Below are 16,938 nucleotides of genomic sequence, written 5' to 3'. Positions count from 1 at the left end.
ACACACCGCCCGGCCGCGGCCGGGCGGTGTGTGTGCCCGGTGCCGCCGGACTCAGCCGGCCGCCTCGCTCGCGGACAGGCGCACCTCCCCGACCGGCGGGAGGCCCTCCGCCGGTTCGATCAGACCGCCGCGCGCGGGCACCCGGCCGTGCTTCATGATCAGGGCGACCGCCACTCCGACGGTGCCCACCACCGCCGCGTACGCGTAGGCGTGGGTGAGGGCGCTGTCGGCGTAGACCACCGAGCCGGTGGCCGCGTCGACCATCAGTACGTGGTCGGACATGATCACACCGGTGAGTGCCGTGGCGACACCGGCGGCCAGCAGGGTCGTCATGCCGCCGATCGAGTTGCCCACCGCGTTCTGCGAGGGGGGCAGCGAGTCCTGGATCAGGTTGGCGTTCGAGGAGTGCAGGAAGCCGTTGGCGCAGCCGCCGACCAGGGCCAGGAGGCCGATCTGCCACTGCACGGTGAACAGGCGGGAGCCCAGGAACATCACCAGGAGGTAGCAGGCGGCACCGGCGATCAGCACGTTGCGGGCGCCGATCCTGGTGGTCAGCCATCCGCCCAGGGGGCCCACGAACATGGCCGTGATGCCCAGCGGGCAGGTCCAGATGGCGAGTTGGGTGGCGGACAGGCCGGCACCGTAGCTGAGGCCCGGAATGCCGGCCGGCGTCCTCAGCAGGGTGGGGCTGATCAGTGCGTGCGCGTTCATCATGTACGACACGCACGCGACGGCCAGGACGGTCGGGCCGAACCTGCGGCCCAGCAGGACGTCGAGCGAGATCAGCGGGTGGCTGCAGACCCGCTCCCAGACCCCGAAGGCGATCAGCATGGCGACGCCGAGGACCAGGAACGTCAGCGTGGACCCGGCGGACCAGCCCCAGTTGCCGCCCTGGGTGATGCCGAGCAGCAGCACACCGATGCCCGGACCGAGGAGGAGGGTTCCGACGTAGTCGACGGGACGGTCGACGCGCACCGGGCTCTCGGGTATGACGAACGCGTAGAACGGCAGCAGGACGACCGCGTAGAGCGCGAGGAACCAGAAGACGCCTTCGGGGCCGTGGTCGTCGATGAGCCAGCCGGCCAGGAACGGACCGGCGACCGCCGCCATGCCGATGCCGGTCACCACGGTGCCCAGGGCGATCGGCACGAAGTCGCGCGGCATGATGTCGCGCACCAGGCTGTACGAGAGGGAGACGATCCCGATGAGGCAGCCCTGCAGCGCCCGGCCGACCAGCAGCATGGCGAAGGAGGAGGCGAGCGCGCAGATCACACTGCCCGCGAGGAAGACGAGGCCGAGCAGGAGGATGACCCGCTTCTTGCCCCACTTGTCCGCCGCCTTCCCGACCAGCGGCATGACGGTGGCACCGGCGAGGGTGACGATCGAGGCGGCCCAGGCGATGTTCAGGGTCTTGAACTCACTGGCCAGGTTCGGCAGTGCCGGGTAGACCATCGTGATCTCGAAGGTGCCGGCCTCCGAGAGGAGGATGACCAGGGCGAGCACGGCGAGTGCCCTCCCCTTGGAAATCGCCGCGGGAGGCGGGGTGACGTTGTCTGCCATCGTGATCCTTTGTCGAGGGTACGGGGGTGCGGGGGTGGCGTTCGGGTGAGCGGTGAGCGGTGTGGGGGGTACCGTGGGGGAGCTCTGATGGGCCCCGACTTGGTGACGGGCCATCACTTTCCGGCGGGGAAAGGGGCGTCGAGGTCCCAGGGCGCGGCCTGCTCCAGCTGGGCGGCCAGCGCGAGCAGCAGCCCCTCACCTCCGGCGGGGGCGGCGAACTGCACGCCGAGCGGCAGTCCGTCGCCGTCCCGCCCGAAGGGGACGGACATCGCCGGCATGCCGGTGACGTTGTGGACGCTGGTGAACGCCGACTGGACGGCGGCGTGTTCATGGACGGTCTCGGGCCGGCGTGTGTCGAGGGTGCCGAGGCGGGGTGTGGGCTGCGGAAGGGTGGGGCTCAGCAGGACGTCGTAGGCGTCGAACGCGGCGCCGACCTGCCAGCCGATCTCCTGCACCCGGCGCAGGGCGCGGCTGACGTCCGCGGCGGTGAGGGCACGGTAGTGGTCGTAGACCACCCTGGTGAAGGGTTCGATGTCGTCGTCGGCGAGTGGCCGGCCGAGCTGCTGGAGACGGCCGTCGATCTGGGTCACCACGTCGGCGCCCATCAGGACGGCCGAGGTGGCGCCCACATCACCCGGCCGGTAGGGGGCCACGACCTCGAAGACCCGGTGTCCGAGGGTCTCGCACACACCAGCGGCGTCGAGCACGGCCCGCAGCGGTTCGGGGTGCACCTCGGGGCCGTCCGGCAGCGAGGTGAGCAGACCGATCCGCAGCGGTCCGGGGTCGCGCCGCGCGCAGACGGCGAACGGGCCGGCCGGGGCGGGCGCGGCGTAGGCGTCGCCGGGCAGCGGGCCCGCGGCGATGTCGAGCAGCAGCGCGCTGTCGCGCACCGTGCGGGTCACGGCGTGGTGTCCTGAGACCAGCGCGGACAGGGTGGTGGGCCGGGGCGCGGGTGACACCCGGCCGCGGCCGGGCTTGAGACCGAAGAGCCCGCAGGCCGCGGAGGGGATGCGGATGGAACCCCCGCCGTCGCTTGCGTGCGCGACGGGGACCATTCCGGCGCTGACGGCGGCGGCCGAGCCCCCGCTCGAACCGCCGGGTGAGTGCCCCGTGCCCCAGGGGTTGCGGGTGGGGCCGTACAGCGCCGGTTCGGTGCTGGAGTTGAGGCCGAACTCGGGGGTGTTGGTGGTACCCAGAACGACCATGCCGGCGCGTCGGTAGCGCTTGACGAGTTCGCTGTCGCGGGTGGAGACGGCGTCGGCGAAGAGCCGGCTGCCGCTGGTGGCCGGCAGGCCTGCGACCTGCGTGCCGAGGTCCTTGACGAGAACCGGCACGCCGCGCAGCGGGCCGTCGGGCAGTCCGGCGTCCACCTCGGCGAGCGCCTCGTCGAATCGGGTGTGGATGACGGCGTTGAGTTCGCCGTTGAGTTTCTCGATGCGGGCGATGGCGGTTTCGACCACCTCGCGGGCGCTGACCTCACCGCCCGCTGTCGCGGACGCCGTCGCGACGGCGTCCCACCTGTCGGCCACTGGCTTCTCCTCACAGTCGGACAACCGCGCGGCGTGACCGTGACCGGGCTCTGGACCGGGTCGCGGGCGCGGCTCGCCGCACGGCACTGCTTCATTGCGGTCCGTGTCCGCCGGCCCCGGTGCCGGGGCACGGAGCGGGCGGAGAACGGGGCGGAGCCTTGGGGGTGAGGGGAAGTTACGGCTCGGCACACCCGCCGATGTGAGGTGTCCCACTCACCGGGAGCGCCCGGTGCGGGGGCGGCGGCGATCTGGCAATCGGAGACCGGGTGCCGGGATCCAGCACCCCGGGACTCGGAGACCGGCTGCCGGGATCCAGGATCCCCGGGGCTCGAAGGCCGGGTCCCGGGACCGGAAGACCGGGACTCGGAAACCGGGTCCCGGGACCGGAAGACCGGGACTCGGAAACCGGGTGCCGGGACCGGAAGACCGGGACTCTCGGGCGCCGGGGGCCGGGTGCCGGGTGCCGGGTCCGGGAGCGGATGACCGGGCCCCGTGGCTGTGGGCCCGGCCCTGGGCACGGGGCGGGCGTGGTCGGTCCTGCCCCGCCGCCGCCGGGCATGCCCGGGAGCGGCGGGGCGACATCGCACCCCGGCCACCGGGCGGAGCGCCCGGCGCCGGGCAGCGGGCAACGGTTACCGGGCGCCGTACACCGGCTGCGGGCGCAGGGCGTCCGCCAGGAGTTTCCGGGTGGCCTCGCCCGCCTCGGCAGGGGTCCAGCGGGCTCCCTTGTCGGCGGTCGGGCCCGGCCGCCAGCCCTCCATGACGGTGATCCGGCCGCCCTCGGCCTCGAACACCCGGCCCGTCACGCCGGCCGAGTCGGCGGAGCCCAGCCAGACGACGAGCGGTGAGACGTTCTCCGGGGCCATGGCGTCGAATCCGCCCGGTTCGGGAGCGGCCATGGCGTCCGCGAAGGTCTGCTCCGTCATGCGGGTGCGGGCGGCCGGGGCGATGGCGTTGACCTGGACGCCGTAGCGGCCCATCTCGGCCGCGGCGACCAGGGTCAGGCCGACGATCCCGGCCTTGGCGGCCGAGTAGTTGCCCTGGCCGACGCTGCCCAGCAGCCCCGCGCCCGAGCTGGTGTTGACCACGCGGGCCGCGGGCGTACGGCCGGCCTTCGCCTCGGCCCGCCAGTGAGCGGCCGCGTGCTTGAGCGTGAGGAAGTGGCCCTTGAGGTGGACACGCATGACGGCGTCCCAGTCGTCCTCGTCGAGGTTGACGAGCATGCGGTCGCGCAGGAAGCCGGCGTTGTTGACGAGGGTGTCCAGCCGGCCGAAGGTGTCGACGGCGGCGGCGATCAGCGAGGCGGCGCCGTCGGAGGTGGCGATGTCGCCCGCGTGCGCGACCGCCTCTCCGCCGCCCGCCCGGATCTCGTCGACGACCTCCTGGGCGGGCCCCGAGGCCCCGCCGGTGCCGTCCAGTCCGACACCGAGGTCGTTGACGACGACCCTGGCCCCCTCGGCCGCGAGGGCGAGCGCGTGCGCGCGCCCGAGTCCGCGTCCGGCTCCGGTCACAACGGCCACGCGTCCAGTGCACAGTCCGGTCATGTGAGGTGAGGTCCTTCCAGTCGAGGCGCGGGGATGCCTTCCCGCAGCGCACGAACCGCTGCTACATTCCCCTAACAAACGTTTGGTGGAAAGGTAGCTGATCTGCTCATGGGTGTCTCCGCCTCCGCCCCGGACAAGGGCGTCGCCGTCATCACCGTGGACTACCCCCCGGTCAACGCGCTGCCCGTACGGGGCTGGCACGACCTGGCCGCCGCGGTCCGCGTCGCCGGGGCCGACCCCGATGTGCGCTGTGTGGTGCTCACCGCCGCCGGCCGGGGTTTCAACGCGGGCGTCGACATCAAGGAGATGCAGCGCGCGACCGGCCACGAGGCGCTCATCGGCGCCAACCACGGCTGCGCCGACGCCTTCGCCGCGGTCTACGACTGTCAGGTCCCCGTGGTCGCCGCGGTGCACGGCTTCTGCCTGGGCGGGGGCATCGGCCTGGTGGGCAACGCGGACGCGGTGGTCGCCTCCGAGGACGCCACCTTCGGCCTGCCGGAGCTGGACCGCGGCGCGCTCGGCGCGGCCACGCATCTGGCCCGGCTGGTCCCGCAGCACCTGATGCGGACGCTGTACTACACCTCGCGCACGGTGACCGCGCGGGAGCTGCACGGACACGGCTCGGTGTGGCGGGTGGTGCCCCGCGAGCAACTGCTCGACGCGGCCCTGGAGCTGGCCCGGGAGATCGCCCTGAAGGACGGGTATCTGATCCGGCTGGCCAAGGCCGCCATCAACGGCATCGACCCGGTGGACGTGCACCGCAGCTACCGCTTCGAACAGGGCTTCACCTTCGAGGCCAACCTCAGCGGTGTCGCCGACCGTGTGCGCGACACCTTCGGCACGGACCGGGAGAAGCAGTCATGAGCAAGGACAAGACCATGACCGTCGAGGAGGTCGTCGGAAGGCTGCGCAGCGGCATGACGATCGGCATCGGCGGCTGGGGATCGCGGCGCAAGCCGATGGCCCTGGTCCGGGAACTGCTGCGCTCGGAGGTCACCGACCTGACCGTGGTGTCGTACGGCGGCCCCGACGTCGGACTGCTGGCGGCGGCCGGGAAGATCCGGAAGCTGGTCGCGGCGTTCACCACCCTCGACTCGGTCCCGCTGGAGCCGCACTTCCGCGCCGCCCGGCAGCGCGGCGAGCTGGAGCTGGTGGAGCTGGACGAGGCGATGTTCATGTGGGGGCTGACCGCCGCCGCGCACCGGCTGCCGTTCATGCCGATCCGCGCGGGGCTGGCCTCGGACGTCATGCGGGTCAACCCCCACCTGCGGACGATCACCTCGCCCTACGAGGACGGCGAGGAACTGGTCGCCGTGCCCGCGCTGCGCCTGGACGCCGCACTGGTGCACCTCAACCGCGCCGATGTGCACGGCAACGCCCAGTATCTGGGACCGGACCCCTACTTCGACGACCTCTTCTGCGAGGCCGCCGAGACCGCGTACGTCGCCTGCGAGCGGATCGTGGACAGCGCGGAGCTCCTCAAGGATGCGGGCCCGCAGTCGCTGCTGGTCAAGCGCGCCTTCGTGAGCGGCGTGGTGGAGACCCCGAACGGCGCGCACTTCACCTCCTGCACCCCCGACCACGACCGGGACGAGGCGTTCCAGCGCGCCTATGTCCGGGCCGCCGACGATCCGGAGTCCTGGGCGGCGTTCACGCGGCGGTTCCTCTCCGGTGACGAGCAGGCGTACCAGGCCGCGGTGGCGGCGTTCCACGAGGAGGAGAAGACAGCATGAGCGACACCGCTACGACGACGGCGACCCGGGCCGAGTACTGCGTGGTTGCCTGTGCCGACGCCTGGCGGGACGCGGGCGAGGTCCTGGCCAGTCCGATGGGCACCGTCCCGACGATCGGGGCCCGGCTGGCGAAGCTGACCTTCTCCCCCGACCTGCTGCTCACCGACGGCGAGGCACTGCTCATGGCCGACGTACCGGCGGTCGGCGCCCGCGCGGAGGTCGTGGAGGGCTGGCTCCCCTACCGTCAGCACCTGGCGATGGTGACGAGCGGGCGGCGGCACGTGATGATGGGCGCCTCCCAGATCGACCGCTTCGGCAACCAGAACATCTCCTGCATCGGCGACTGGGCCCGGCCCGAGCGGCAGCTGCTGGGGGTGCGCGGCGCGCCCGTCAACACCCTCAACAACCCGACGAGTTACTGGGTGCCCCGGCACTCTCCGCGGGTGTTCGTGGAGAAGGTGGACATGGTCTGCGGGGTGGGCTACGACAGCGCGGCCGCCGCGGGGCCCTCCGCCACCCGCTACCACCGTGTGCCCGAGGTCATCAGCGACCTGGGCGTCTTCGACTTCGAGACGCCCGACCACTCGATGCGACTGCGTTCGGTGCACCCGGGTGTCACGGTGGAGCAGGTGGTCGCGGCCACCGGCTTCTCCCTCGTCGTCCCGGACGAGGTGCCCTTCACCCGTGAGCCCACCGCCGGGGAACTGCGGCTGATCCGCGAGGTCGTCGACCCCGCGGGCGCGAGGGACCGCGAGGTCCGCTCGTGAGCGCGACGGCCGGTACCGGCGACGTGTGCGAGACGGCCGGGTCCCACGGCGCCGGCCGCGCGGGCGCGGCGGACAGCGCGGGCGCGGCGCCGGAGGCGCGGGCGGGGAACACCGGATTCGCCACCCCGCTGACCGAGCTGGTCGGTGTGCGGTACCCGATCGTGCAGACCGGCATGGGCTGGGTGTCCGGGCCCCGTCTGGTGTCGGCCGCCGCCGGCGCCGGCGCGCTCGGGATCCTCGCCTCGGCGACGATGTCCGTGGACCGGCTGCGCGCGTCGGTGCGCGAGGTCAAGTCCCGCACCGACGCGCCGTTCGGCGTCAACCTCCGCGCCGACGCCGCCGACGCACCCGAACGGGTGAAGGTCATCATCGAGGAAGGCGTGAAGGTCGCCTCGTTCGCGCTGGCGCCCTCCCGGGAGCTGATCACCCGGCTCAAGGACGCCGGTGTCGTCGTCGTCCCCTCGATCGGCGCCCGCCGGCACGCCGAGAAGGTCGCCGCGTGGGGCGCGGACGCCGTGATCGTGCAGGGCGGCGAGGGCGGCGGCCACACCGGTGACGTGGCCACCTCGGTGCTGCTCCCCCAGGTCGTCGACGCCGTGGACATCCCGGTCGTGGCGGCCGGCGGTTTCCACGACGGCCGCGGCCTGGTCGCCGCGCTCGCCTACGGCGCCGCCGGCATCGCCATGGGCACCCGCTTCCTGCTCACCTCCGACAGCCCCGTCCCCGACGCGGTCAAGGCGAAGTACCTGGCCGCCACCGTCAAGGACGTCACGCTCACCACCAAGGTGGACGGGCTGCCGCACCGGATGCTGCGTACGGACATGGTGGACGGCCTGGAGCGGTCCGGCCGGGTCTCCGCGCTCCTGCGGGCAGTGCGGCACGCGGCGGCCTTCCGCCGGGAGTCGGGAATGAGCTGGCCGGCCATGGTCCGGGACGGCCTCGCCATGAAGCACGGCAAGGAACTGACCTGGAGCCAGGTGCTGTTGGCCGCGAACACCCCCATGCTGCTGCGGGCCTCCCTGGTCGAGGGCCGTACCGACATCGGTGTGATGGCCGCCGGCCAGGTCACCGGGGTCATCGACGACCTGCCCTCCTGCGCCGAACTGGTCGAAAGGATCATGGACGAGGCAGGCAGGACACTGCGGAGGCTCCCCGGCAGCGGCTGACGGCCGACGCGTCTGCCGATGGGGACCTCCGCCGGTACGGACGTCCGCGCGCCCGCACGGCCGGCTCGCACACGACTGCGCCTGAGTCCGCCCCGGGCGATCCCCGGGTGCGCGGACCGATCGAGCGGTACGCCCCGCCGGCCGGACCGAGCGGGTCCTCGGCATGGACGGACGGACCCACGCGGGCGCCGGCCGCAACGTCCCGCCGGCCGCGACGTCCCCGGGCGTCGCGGCTCCGATCCGCGGTGCGACGCCCGGTCAGCGGACGCCGCACCGCGGTGCGGCGTCCGCTCAGAGGCGTTCGATGATGGTCACGTTGGCCTGGCCGCCGCCCTCGCACATCGTCTGCAGGCCGTACCGCCCGCCCGTGCGCTCCAGTTCGTGCAGCAGCGTGGTCATCAGCTTGGTGCCGGTGGCGCCGAGCGGGTGGCCGAGGGCGATGGCGCCGCCGTTGACGTTGACCTTCTCGGGGTCGGCGCCGGTCTCCTTCAGCCAGGCCAGGACGACGGAGGCGAACGCCTCGTTGATCTCGACCAGGTCGATGTCGTCGAGCGACATGCCGGCCTTCTTCAGCGCGTACGCCGTGGCCGGGATCGGCGCCGACAGCATCCGGATCGGATCCTCGCCGCGCGCCGAGAGGTGGTGGACACGGGCGCGGGGGGTGAGTCCGTGCTCGCGCACGGCCCGCTCGGAGGCGATGAGCATCGCCGACGCCCCGTCGGACACCTGGGAGGAGACCGCGGCGGTCAACCGGCCGCCCTCGACGACGGGCTTGAGGGACGCCATCTTCTCCAGCGTGGTGTCGCGGCGCGGGCCCTCGTCGGCGGTCACGTCACCGAAGGCGACGGTCTCGCGGGCGAAGCGGCCCTCGTCGAGGGCACGGATGGCGCGCTGGTGCGAGCGCAGCGCGAACTCCTCCATGTCCTCGCGGGAGATCCCCCACTTCTCGGCGATCATCTCGGCGCCGGCGAACTGGTTCACCGGCCGGTCGCCGTAGCGGGCGCGCCAGCCCTCGGAGCCGGCGTAGGGGCCCTGGGTGAGCCCGAGCGACTCGGCGGCCTGCCGAGTGGCGAAGGCGATGGGGATCATCGACATGTTCTGCACGCCGCCCGCGACCACCAGGTCCTGGGTGCCGGAGAGGACACCCTGGGCGGCGAAGTGCAGGGCCTGCTGGGACGAGCCGCACTGCCGGTCCACGGTCACGCCCGGCACCTCCTCCGGCAGGCCAGCGGCCAGCCAGCAGGTGCGGGCGATGTCACCGGCCTGCGGACCCACGTTGTCGAGGCAGCCGAGGACGACGTCCTCCACGGCGGCCGGGTCGACGCCGGAGCGTGCCATCAGCTCCTTGAGGACGTGTGCGCCCAGATCGGCCGGGTGGACGGCGGACAGTCCGCCGTTCCGGCGGCCGACGGGGGTGCGGACCGCTTCGACGATGTATGCCTCGGCCATGACTGCTGCTCCTTGTGTGATGTTCGGCTTGTCCTGTCCGTACGGCGCCGTGTCCGTACGGCTTCGTCTCCGTACGGCGTCTCTCCGTACGGCGTCATGTGTTTACGACGTCAGGTCCGCTGGGACGTCGGGTCCCCTGCGACGTCACGGCCCGACGACGATCCCCTCCAGCACCATCGACAGGTACTGGCGGGCGATCTCCTCCGGACTGTGCTGTCCGTCCGGCCGGTACCACGACGCGGCGACCCACACGGTGTCGCGCAGGAAGCGGTAGGTGAGCCGTATGTCCAGGTCGGCGCGGAAGGTTCCGGTGGCCACACCGCTCTCCAGCGTCCCGAGCCAGGCCCTGGCGAACTTCTGCTGGGAGCCGGCGAGGTAGGCGAACCGCGGCAGCCTCCGCAGGTGCCCGGACTCCTGCTGGTAGATGGCGACGGCGGCACGGTGCCGGCCGATCTCCCGGAAGGACTCGGTGACCAGTGCCTCTATGGTCTCCCGGGGGCCGAGCCGCGCGTCCAGGACGGTGTCGTAGCGGTCCCAGAGCTCGTCCAGGAAGGTGGAGAGGACCTCGTCGACCATCGATTCCTTGGAATCGAAGTGGTAGTAGAGGCTGCCGGCGAGCATCCCCGCCTCGTCCGCGATCCGGCGCATGGTGGTGGCGTTGTAGCCGTGCGCGGCGAACACCTCGGCGGCGGTGGCGAGGAGTTCCGCGCGCCGCTCGGGCGAGGCCGGTGTCGCCCTCTTCTTGCTGCTGGCTTTCGGCACCCGCTCGTCCTCGCTCAGGCGTGCTGGCTGCTGACGGAGAGGACCTCGCCCGTCAGATACGAGGAGTAGCCGCTGGCGAGGAAGACGATCGTGTTCGCGACCTCCCAGGGCTCGGCGTAGCGGCCGAACGCCTCCCGGGAGGTCAACTCGGCCAGCAGTTCAGGGGTGGTGACCTTCACCAGGTGGGGGTGCATGGCCAGGCTCGGCGCGACGGCGTTGACCCGCACTCCGTACTCGGCGGCCTCCAGGGCGGCGCAGCGGGTGAGCGCCATCACCCCGGCCTTGGCGGCGGCGTAGTGGGCCTGGCCCTTCTGCGCGCGCCAGCCGATCACCGAGGCGTTGTTGACGATCACCCCGCCGCTGCCCGCCTCCTTCATCCGGCGCAGCGCGGCGCGGGTGCAGCGGAAGGTGCCGTTGAGGGTGACATCGAGGACCGTGTCCCACTGTTCGTCGCTCATGTCGACCACCGCCGCGGTGCCGCCGAGTCCGGCGTTGTTGACGACGACGTCCAGCCGGCCGTGCCGCTCCCGGGCCAGGTCGAAGAGCGCGCCCACCTGGTTCTCGTCGGTGACGTCGCAGGTCAGTGCCGTGACCCGGTCCGCGCCGAACTCGTCGGCCAGTGCGGACCGCGTCTCCTCCAGCCTGCGGGCGTGAGTGTCGGAGACGAGCACGTCGGCGCCCTCTTCGAGCAGCCGCCGGGCCGTGGCGCCGCCGATGCCCGCGCCCGCGGCGGCGGTGACGACGGCGGTCCGGCCCTCCAGCAGGCCGTGGCCGGGGACGTAGACGGGGTCGGTGGTCATGGGCGGACCTCTCTGGGCAGACCGAGCACCCGCTCGGCGATGATGTTGCGCTGGATCTCGTTCGAGCCGGCGTAGATGGTGTCGGACCGGGAGAACAGGAACAGCCGCTGCCAGTCGTCGAGGTCGTAGGGTTCGCCGGCGGCGAGCATCCCGTCGGCGCCGCGGACCTCCATGGCCAGTTCGCCGAGTTCCCGGTGCCAGGTGGCCCAGTAGATCTTCCCGATGGAGGCCTCCGGGCCGGGGGCCCCGGCGGCGACCCCTTCGAGCATGCGGAGCGCGTTGAACCGGATGGTCTCCAGGCCGGTCCAGGCGCGGGCGAGGCGGTCGCGGATCAGCGGGTCCCCGGCCGCGCCGTTGCGGCGGGCCAGGTCGATCAGGGTCTCCAGCTCGCGGCGGAAGCCGACCTGCTGGCCGAGGGTGGAGACACCGCGTTCGAAGCCGAGCGTGGCCATGGCGATCTTCCAGCCCTCGCCGGGCTCGCCGACGATGTGCGAGGCGGGCGTGCGGGCGCCGTCGAAGAACACCTCGTTGAACTCACTGGTGCCGGTGAGCTGGGTGATGGGGCGGATGTCCACACCGGGCTGGTCCAGCGGAACCAGTAGGTAGGAGAGCCCCTGGTGGCGTACGGAGCCGGGTTCGGTGCGGGCGACGACGAAGCACCAGTCGGACTCGTGGGCGAGTGAGGTCCAGATCTTCTGTCCGGTCACCGTCCACTCGTCGCCGTCGCGCTCGGCCCGGGTGCGTACGTTGGCCAGGTCGGAGCCGGCGTCCGGCTCGCTGTAGCCCTGGCACCACAGCTCCTCCACCGCGACGATCGGCGGCAGGAAGCGCTCGCGCTGCTCGGGTGTCCCGAAGGCCATCAGGGTGGGCCCGAGGAGCTGCTCGCCGATGTGGTTGACCCGGGCGGGGGCGTCGGCGAGGGCGTACTCCTCGTGGAAGGCGACCTGTTGCTCCAGGGTGGCCCCGCGGCCGCCGTACTCCTCCGGCCAGCCCACGCACGTCCAGCCGGCCGCGGCCATGTGGCGCTCCCAGGCGAGCCGCTCGGCGAACGCCTCGTGCTCACGGCCGGGGCCGCCGCGCCCGCGCAGGGCCGCGAACTCACCCTTCAGATTGGCCCCCAGCCAACCGCGGACCTCGGTGCGGAACTCCTCGACGCTGCTCATGGATGTACGTTAACCTACCAAACACTTGTTAGGGAAGGAGGGGCGGATGTCCGCTGCCCACGACCAAGCGGCCGAGCGCTCCCGGGAGCAGGACGGCCCGGCGCACTCGCAGAAGCAGGACGGCCCGGCGCGCTCCCCGGAGCAGGACGGCCCGGTGCGCTACGACCGGCAGGGGCCGGTGGCGACGATCACCATGAACCGGCCGGAGTACCGCAACGCCCAGAACTCCGCGATGACCTACGCCCTGGACCGGGCCTTCTACCGGGCCGCCGCGGACGACGAGGTCAAGGTCGTCGTCCTCGCCGGCTCGGGTAAGCACTTCTCGGCCGGCCACGACATCGGCACCCCGGAGCGCGACGCCCACCTGCCCTTCGAACGGAAGGCGGGGCTGTGGTGGGACCACTCGGACAAGGCGGGGGCGGAGAGCCGTTTCGCCCGCGAGTCCGAGGTCTACCTCGGCATGTGCCGCCGCTGGCGCGAGCTGCCCAAGCCCGTGGTGGCCTCGGTGCAGGGCGCCTGCGTCGCCGGCGGCCTGATGCTGGCCTGGGTGTGCGACCTGATCATCGCCTCCGACGACGCCTTCTTCGCCGACCCGGTGGTCCGCATGGGCATCCCCGGCGTCGAGTACTTCGCGCACCCCTGGGTGATGCCGCCGCGCATCGCCAAGGAGTTCCTGTTCACCGGGGAACGGATGAGCGCGCAGCGCGCCTACCAGGTCGGCATGGTCAACCGGGTCGTCCCCCGGGCCGAACTCACCGATCGCACGACGGAGTTGGCTCTCCGTATCGCCGAGATGCCCCGCATGGGACTGGCGTTGACCAAGCGTGCCGTCAACCAGGCCGAGGACCTCCAGGGTCTGCACACCGGCGTGGACTCGGTCTTCGGACTGCATCACCTGGCCCACGCGCACAACGCCGAGACCGCCGCCGACTCGCTCGGCGGCATGGACATCCGCGCCATGAAGGAGGGTTCGGCCTGATGGACCTCGGATTCACCGCCGACGAGGAGGCCTTCCGCGGCGAGGCCCGCGACTGGCTGCGCGCCCACGTCCCCGCGAAGCCGCTGCCCTCCCTGGAGACCGCGGAGGGCTTCGCCGCCCACCGGGACTGGGAGCGCACCCTGTTCGCCGACCGCTGGTCGGTGGTCTCCTGGCCGGAGGAGTACGGCGGGCGCGGCGCTTCGTGGCTGGAGTGGCTGATCTTCGAGGAGGAGTACTACGCGGCGGGCGCGCCCGGCCGGGTGAGCCAGAACGGCATCAACCTCCTCGCCCCCACCCTCTTCGAGCACGGCACCGACGAGCAGCGCGCCCGGATCCTGCCGTCGATGGCGAGCGGCGAGGTGATCTGGGCCCAGGCCTGGTCGGAGCCGGAGTCGGGCTCCGACCTCGCCTCGCTGCGCTCCACCGCCGTCCGCACCGAGGGCGGCTGGCTGCTCAGCGGCCAGAAGACCTGGTCGTCGCGGGCCGCCTTCGCCGACCGTGCCTTCGGCCTGTTCCGCAGCGATCCGGACACCGACCGGCCCCACCACGGTCTGACGTATCTGATGTTCCCGCTGGACGCCGACGGGGTGACCGTACGGCCCATCGGCCGGCTCGACGGCAAGCCCGCCTTCGCCGAGCTCTTCCTCGACGACGTCTTCGTCCCCGACGAGGACGTGATCGGCGAGCCCGGCCAGGGCTGGCGGGCCGCGATGAGCACGGCCGGCAATGAACGCGGACTGACCCTGCGCAGTCCCGGCCGCTTCACGGCCGCCGCCGACCGGCTCACCGAACTGTGGCGCTCGGCGGCCGAGCCGACCGACACCGCCCTGCGCGACCGGGTGGCCGACGCCGTCATCGCGGCCCGCGCCTACCGGCTGTTCGCGTACCGGAACGTCTCCCGGATCGCCGAGGGGGACTCGATCGGCGCCGAGTCCAGCCTGAACAAGGTCTTCTGGTCCGAACTGGACATCGCGCTGCACGAGACCGCCCTGGACCTGCTCGGGGCGCACGGCGAACTGTCCGACGCCGCCCCCGACGCCCCGGCGCACGGCGGCTGGGCCGAGGGCTACACCTTCTCCCTGGCGGGCCCGATCTACGCGGGCACCAACGAGATCCAGCGCGACATCATCGCCGAGCGGCTGCTCGGCCTGCCGAAGGGACGCCGGTGATGCGGTTCCTCCTGACCGACGAGCAGCGGCAGTTCGCCCGCTCGCTGGACGCCATGCTCGCGGCGGCCGGCACCCCCGCCGTGGTACGGGCCTGGGCCGACGGGGACACCGCGCCGGGGCGCGCGCTGTGGTCGAAGCTGGCCGACGCGGGTGTCTTCGCCCTCGCCGTGCCCGAGCGGTACGACGGGGTCGGCCTCCTGCCGGTCGAACTGGCCGTCGTTTTCGCCGAACTGGGCCGGCACGCGGTGCCGGGTCCGCTGGTGGAGACGGTGGCGGCGGCCGCGTTCCTGGACCGGCTCGGCAACGGTGCGATCGCGGCCGACTGGCTCCCGGGCATCGCCGCCGGCACGTCGGTCGTCTCCTTCGCCCTGCTCACCGCCGACGCTCCGTACGCGCTGGACGCCGCCACGGCGGACGCGGTGTTCGTGGTCGAGGGTGACACCGTCCGCCTCGCGGAGTCGGCGGGTGGGGTGCAGCGGTCCGCCGACCCGGCCCGCCGGCTCGCCCGTCCGCTCGGCGGTGCCGTCCTCGCCCGCGGTCCCGCCGTGACCGCCGCGGCCCGGCACGCGTCGCGCGTGGCCCGGCTGGCGACGGCCGCGCAGTCCCTCGGCCTGGGCCGCGCGCTGCTCGCGCGCACCGTCGAATACGTCGGACGGCGCACCCAGTTCGGTGTCCCGATCGGCTCCTTCCAGGCGGTCAAGCACCGGCTGGCCGACGTACTGATCGCGCTGGAGTTCGCCCAGCCGCTGCTCCACTCCGCCGCTCTCGCCCTGGCCGCGGACGGCCCGGACGCGGAGGGCCCGGACGCGGGCCGCGAGATCGCCGCGGCGAAGGTCGCGGCGGGACGGGCGGCCCACGGTGCGGCGCTCACCGCGCTGCATCTGCACGGAGCCCTCGGCTACACCGACGAACTCGACCTGTCCCTGTGGATCCGCAAGGCACGGCCCCTCCGTGATGCCTGGGGCACACCCGCCGTGTGCCGGGCCCGCGTCCTGGCCGGACCGGGCACCGCACCCGCACCCGCACCCGCACCCGCACCCGCGTCGGCGTCGGCGTCGGCACAAGAGGCGGTGGACGAGTGAGGCCGACCCAGGAGCAGGACGAACTCCGTTCGGCCGTACGGTCGTTGCTCGCCCGTCAGGAAGGCGCGAAGGCCTGGCGCCCGCTGACCGAGCAGATCGGCGCCGCCGGCCTGTGCGTACCCGAGGAGTACGGAGGCGCCGGGTACGGAGCGGTCGAGGTGCACGTGGTGATGGCGGAACTGGGCCGGGTGCTGAGCCCCGTACCGTATCTCGGCTCGGCCGTCGCGACCGTACAGGCGCTGCTCGCCTCCGGGGACGAGGCGGCCCGTGCGCGGCTGCTTCCGGGCATCGCCGCCGGCACCGCCGTGGGAGCGCTGGCCTGGGCGGAGGACGGGACCTGGGACCCGGCGGCGGTACGGAGCACGGCCGCACCGGGCCCCGGCGGATCCTGGCGGATCCACGGGGTCAAGCAGTACGTGCTCGACGGCGCCACCGCCGACGTCCTCCTGGTGGCCGCCCGCACCGACTCCGGGGTCTCCCTCTTCGAGGTGGCCGCGGACGATCCGGGAGTGCGCGCCGCCCCGTCCGTGACCATGGACGGGACCCGGCCACTGGCGCGGCTGACGTGCGAGGGGGCCGAGGGCCGGCTCATCGGGGCGGACGGTGACGGCGCCCGAGTGCTGTCCCACGTCCTGGATCTCGTCTGCACCGCGCTCGCCGCGGAGCAGGTGGGGGCGGCGGAGCGGTGCCTGGAGATCACGGTCGCCCATGTCCGGGAGCGCGTGCAGTTCGGCCGGCCGCTGGGCTCCTTCCAGGCCGTCAAACACCGGCTGGCGGACGCGTACGTCCTGGTGGAGTCGGCACGTTCGGCGGCGCTGGGCGCCGCCTTCGCGGCGGCGGAGACGGATGCGGATGCGGATGCAGGTACCGGGTCGGGGTCGGGGGGCCTCAGCAGGTACGCGGCCGTCGCCAAGTCCACCTGTTCGGAGGCGTTCTCGACGGTGGCGGGCGAGATGATCCAGCTGCACGGCGGTATCGGCATCACCTGGGAACACGACGCCCACCGCTACTTCAAGCGTGCGCACGGGTCCTCCCAGCTCTTCGGCCCGCCCGCCTGGCACCGGGCCCGGCTCGCCCGCGGTCTGGGGCTGACGGAGAAGAGCCGGCCGGACCGAGAAGCACGACAAGAACGACGAGAACGACAGGAACGGAAGGAAACGGCGTGAGCTTGAGGATCGTTGTCACTGTGAAGTACGTGCCCGACGCCACTGGCGACCGGCACTTCGCCGATGACC

General features: G+C 72.8%; 15 protein-coding genes. 8 read left to right on the top strand and 7 right to left on the bottom strand.

Going from position 1 to position 16,938, the window contains the following annotated elements:
* Window positions 1–51: 51 nt before the first annotated feature.
* The 3 genes from VKA29_RS07130 to VKA29_RS07120 form a co-directional block, all read right to left on the bottom strand.
* On the bottom strand, window positions 52–1,560 hold the full coding sequence (locus VKA29_RS07130) for an MFS transporter (protein WP_324784353.1): 1,509 nt from the start codon (window positions 1,558–1,560) through the stop codon (window positions 52–54).
* A gap of 113 nt (window positions 1,561–1,673) precedes the next feature.
* Complete coding sequence (locus tag VKA29_RS07125) at window positions 1,674–3,089, bottom strand: amidase (RefSeq protein WP_324784352.1); 1,416 nt, start codon at window positions 3,087–3,089, stop codon at window positions 1,674–1,676.
* Window positions 3,090–3,721: 632 nt separating this feature from the next.
* Complete coding sequence (locus VKA29_RS07120; protein ID WP_324784351.1) at window positions 3,722–4,633, bottom strand: SDR family oxidoreductase; 912 nt, start codon at window positions 4,631–4,633, stop codon at window positions 3,722–3,724.
* A gap of 108 nt (window positions 4,634–4,741) precedes the next feature.
* On the opposite strand from VKA29_RS07120, the gene VKA29_RS07115 reads away from it, so the two are divergent.
* From VKA29_RS07115 to VKA29_RS07100, 4 genes are read left to right on the top strand one after another with little or no spacing between them, the layout of a single operon-like run.
* Window positions 4,742–5,497, top strand: a complete 756-nt coding sequence (locus VKA29_RS07115) for an enoyl-CoA hydratase family protein (RefSeq protein ID WP_324784350.1) — start codon at window positions 4,742–4,744, stop codon at window positions 5,495–5,497.
* The gene (locus VKA29_RS07110) at window positions 5,494–6,366 is read left to right on the top strand and encodes a CoA transferase subunit A (protein ID WP_324784349.1); all 873 of its coding nucleotides are present in this window, start codon (window positions 5,494–5,496) and stop codon (window positions 6,364–6,366) included. Before VKA29_RS07115 ends, VKA29_RS07110 begins: the two co-directional genes overlap by 4 nt.
* Complete coding sequence (locus tag VKA29_RS07105; RefSeq protein WP_324784348.1) at window positions 6,363–7,133, top strand: CoA-transferase subunit beta; 771 nt, start codon at window positions 6,363–6,365, stop codon at window positions 7,131–7,133. Before VKA29_RS07110 ends, VKA29_RS07105 begins: the two co-directional genes overlap by 4 nt.
* Window positions 7,130–8,299, top strand: coding sequence for an NAD(P)H-dependent flavin oxidoreductase (locus VKA29_RS07100; RefSeq protein ID WP_324784347.1), 1,170 nt, complete (start codon window positions 7,130–7,132; stop codon window positions 8,297–8,299). Before VKA29_RS07105 ends, VKA29_RS07100 begins: the two co-directional genes overlap by 4 nt.
* Window positions 8,300–8,590: 291 nt before the next feature.
* On the opposite strand, the gene VKA29_RS07095 is transcribed toward VKA29_RS07100, so the two are convergent.
* The 4 genes from VKA29_RS07095 to VKA29_RS07080 form a co-directional block, all read right to left on the bottom strand.
* Complete coding sequence (locus VKA29_RS07095) at window positions 8,591–9,748, bottom strand: acetyl-CoA C-acetyltransferase (RefSeq protein ID WP_324784346.1); 1,158 nt, start codon at window positions 9,746–9,748, stop codon at window positions 8,591–8,593.
* 144 nt (window positions 9,749–9,892) lie between these two features.
* The gene (locus VKA29_RS07090; RefSeq protein ID WP_324784345.1) at window positions 9,893–10,510 is read right to left on the bottom strand and encodes a TetR/AcrR family transcriptional regulator; all 618 of its coding nucleotides are present in this window, start codon (window positions 10,508–10,510) and stop codon (window positions 9,893–9,895) included.
* A gap of 14 nt (window positions 10,511–10,524) precedes the next feature.
* The gene (locus VKA29_RS07085) at window positions 10,525–11,310 is read right to left on the bottom strand and encodes an SDR family oxidoreductase (protein WP_324784344.1); all 786 of its coding nucleotides are present in this window, start codon (window positions 11,308–11,310) and stop codon (window positions 10,525–10,527) included.
* Complete coding sequence (locus VKA29_RS07080; RefSeq protein ID WP_324784343.1) at window positions 11,307–12,473, bottom strand: acyl-CoA dehydrogenase family protein; 1,167 nt, start codon at window positions 12,471–12,473, stop codon at window positions 11,307–11,309. The genes VKA29_RS07085 and VKA29_RS07080 overlap by 4 nt, the downstream gene beginning before the upstream one ends.
* Before the next feature lie 46 nt (window positions 12,474–12,519).
* Between VKA29_RS07080 and VKA29_RS07075 the strand changes: the two genes are divergently transcribed.
* The 4 genes from VKA29_RS07075 to VKA29_RS07060 are packed head-to-tail and all read left to right on the top strand — an operon-like array spanning window position 12,520 to window position 16,869.
* On the top strand, window positions 12,520–13,452 hold the full coding sequence (locus VKA29_RS07075; protein WP_420718453.1) for an enoyl-CoA hydratase: 933 nt from the start codon (window positions 12,520–12,522) through the stop codon (window positions 13,450–13,452).
* Window positions 13,452–14,621, top strand: coding sequence for an acyl-CoA dehydrogenase family protein (locus tag VKA29_RS07070; RefSeq protein ID WP_324784342.1), 1,170 nt, complete (start codon window positions 13,452–13,454; stop codon window positions 14,619–14,621). The genes VKA29_RS07075 and VKA29_RS07070 overlap by 1 nt, the downstream gene beginning before the upstream one ends.
* A complete protein-coding gene (locus tag VKA29_RS07065; RefSeq protein ID WP_324784341.1) occupies window positions 14,621–15,703 on the top strand; it encodes an acyl-CoA dehydrogenase family protein in 1,083 nt (360 codons plus the stop codon). Before VKA29_RS07070 ends, VKA29_RS07065 begins: the two co-directional genes overlap by 1 nt.
* Complete coding sequence (locus VKA29_RS07060; protein ID WP_324784340.1) at window positions 15,700–16,869, top strand: acyl-CoA dehydrogenase family protein; 1,170 nt, start codon at window positions 15,700–15,702, stop codon at window positions 16,867–16,869. Before VKA29_RS07065 ends, VKA29_RS07060 begins: the two co-directional genes overlap by 4 nt.
* The last annotated feature ends 69 nt before the right edge of the window (window positions 16,870–16,938 follow it).

Source organism: Streptomyces sp. H51, assembly GCF_035656535.1.
GTDB lineage: Bacteria > Actinomycetota > Actinomycetes > Streptomycetales > Streptomycetaceae > Streptomyces.
Note: the sequence above shows the minus strand (reverse complement) of the source record. Positions and strands in the feature narration are given on the sequence as shown.

Coding starts and splice junctions, on each gene's coding strand:
- VKA29_RS07130 (WP_324784353.1), bottom strand. CDS start 1,560: ATGGCAGACAACGTCACCCCGCCTCCCGCGGCGATTTCCAAGGGGAGG.
- VKA29_RS07120 (WP_324784351.1), bottom strand. CDS start 4,633: ATGACCGGACTGTGCACTGGACGCGTGGCCGTTGTGACCGGAGCCGGA.
- VKA29_RS07115 (WP_324784350.1), top strand. CDS start 4,742: ATGGGTGTCTCCGCCTCCGCCCCGGACAAGGGCGTCGCCGTCATCACC.
- VKA29_RS07110 (WP_324784349.1), top strand. CDS start 5,494: ATGAGCAAGGACAAGACCATGACCGTCGAGGAGGTCGTCGGAAGGCTG.
- VKA29_RS07105 (WP_324784348.1), top strand. CDS start 6,363: ATGAGCGACACCGCTACGACGACGGCGACCCGGGCCGAGTACTGCGTG.
- VKA29_RS07095 (WP_324784346.1), bottom strand. CDS start 9,748: ATGGCCGAGGCATACATCGTCGAAGCGGTCCGCACCCCCGTCGGCCGC.
- VKA29_RS07085 (WP_324784344.1), bottom strand. CDS start 11,310: ATGACCACCGACCCCGTCTACGTCCCCGGCCACGGCCTGCTGGAGGGC.
- VKA29_RS07080 (WP_324784343.1), bottom strand. CDS start 12,473: ATGAGCAGCGTCGAGGAGTTCCGCACCGAGGTCCGCGGTTGGCTGGGG.
- VKA29_RS07075 (WP_420718453.1), top strand. CDS start 12,520: ATGTCCGCTGCCCACGACCAAGCGGCCGAGCGCTCCCGGGAGCAGGAC.
- VKA29_RS07070 (WP_324784342.1), top strand. CDS start 13,452: ATGGACCTCGGATTCACCGCCGACGAGGAGGCCTTCCGCGGCGAGGCC.
- VKA29_RS07065 (WP_324784341.1), top strand. CDS start 14,621: ATGCGGTTCCTCCTGACCGACGAGCAGCGGCAGTTCGCCCGCTCGCTG.